The organism is Marinilabilia salmonicolor JCM 21150 (assembly GCF_000259075.1).
In the GTDB taxonomy this organism is placed as follows: Bacteria; Bacteroidota; Bacteroidia; order Bacteroidales; family Marinilabiliaceae; genus Marinilabilia; species Marinilabilia salmonicolor.
The window spans coordinates 1-1,503 of the sequence record NZ_AJKI01000060.1; the positions used below are offsets into that span (position 1 = coordinate 1).

2 protein-coding genes are annotated in these 1,503 nt (G+C 34.1%); one reads left to right on the forward strand and one right to left on the reverse strand.

The window, feature by feature from the left end:
- Positions 1-141 precede the first annotated feature (141 nt).
- The gene (locus tag W7W_RS0120235; protein WP_010665443.1) at positions 142-1,299 is read left to right on the forward strand and encodes a hypothetical protein; all 1,158 of its coding nucleotides are present in this window, start codon (positions 142-144) and stop codon (positions 1,297-1,299) included.
- Positions 1,300-1,320: 21 nt separating this feature from the next.
- Here W7W_RS0120235 and W7W_RS23950 read toward each other — a convergent pair.
- Positions 1,321-1,503, reverse strand: a 183-nt coding sequence (locus W7W_RS23950; RefSeq protein WP_238532146.1) for a hypothetical protein, incomplete at its 5' end; no start/stop codon positions are given.

The following is a 1,503-nucleotide window of genomic DNA, read 5'->3' on the forward strand; positions in this document are numbered from 1 at the left end:
CCGTGGCATCCACAGCATATTGAGGGTTTTGTATTTCCCAAAACCATGCGTTCAAGCTGATAAATCCACAGCTGGTCTGAAACCACGCCCAGGCGCATATAGCCGGGACGTTAGCCACAAGCCAATTGAAGATTCTGCATAATGAAACTTAAAGATTACATAGAGACTGTTTTTTATCCGAAGCTAAGCTACCATGTAGATTATTCTGATTTTTTTGAGAAACAATTCGAAAAGTTTCAAAATAAAATTGCAGCAGTAACATATGAAAAGCATCCAATATCGTTCTATTGCTGGAAAGATGAATATGATGAATTTAAAGAATTATTACAAACTGAGAAGCTGAAATACAACGATAAGATTGTAGGTAAAGATGAGAACTATGAATATTTGATTGAGTATTCAAACTATTTTGAAAAAGGTTTTGATTCCATAGATTCTTCAACGCCATCAAGTATAATTATCTCAAAAGTTCCTTTCTGTAGCACCTTGAGTTGTATATATCCAGAAAATGAGAAAAATAAGGTTGTGTGTATAGGGCGAAAGAACTCGAATAGCAAGCCATGCATTGCTGGAATGAGACCAGTTTCCTTTTATTCATTTTTTGGACAAGGATTATTAAGGTCTAAAGAAATCAATAACGTCACTAAAGAAAGATTACTGAAAAAACCACAAAAAGTTGCTTTTGAGGAAGGTATTATGTTTAAGTCTATAATTCAGATAATTGAAAGATATCCTGAATTTGAAGACTTCTTTTATATTGAAGACAAACAAACGGAAGATTTTGCGGAATTTTTAATTAATGGAATTAAAGAATTGCAAGTTCAAGATGATAAGTGTGAGGGAGTAAGAATCATTAAAAAACAACCAAACAAACGCCAGGAAGAACCTTTTCGAGATTGGTTTAAAACTTATATTAAAGGGAAATATTTTTCAGCGAGCGCCGAGCCGATAAAAGGAAATGGTCGTATAGATTTAAAAGTTGAGGATATGCAATTGGGCACAAAAGTTCTCGAATTTAAAGGTTGGTGGAATCGTGATAAGAAAATGCTACCTAAACAAATTATGGGTTATCTAACTGATTTTGAAAATTCTGGATTTATTCTGATGATTAATCATTTAAAACAAAAGAGAATTGATAAGGAATACCTTGACTTGATTAGAACAGAAGAAATGGACTATATTAAAAAATCCTTTGACGAGAAAGAATATCAAGATACAGGGTACAAATATTACATCACTAAACATTCTGACAGAATTAGAACTAAAACAATTTACCATTTGATAATAAATGTATACTAAGGCCAGTGGCTAACAAAGCTATTATACGCCAGCCGTGGCATCCACAGCATATTGAGGGTTTTGTATTTCCCAAAACCATGCGTTCAAGCTGATAAATCCATAGCTGGTCTGAAAGCCACGCCCAGGCGCATATAGCCGGGACGTTATGGGCAAGCTAGCAGCTGCAACAAAACAAACAGGATATGAAAGACTTTGAAAAAAATA

Bases quoted from the DNA above. Each gene is read 5' to 3' on its own strand.
- W7W_RS0120235 (WP_010665443.1), top strand. From the start codon at position 142: ATGAAACTTAAAGATTACATAGAGACTGTTTTTTATCCGAAGCTAAGC.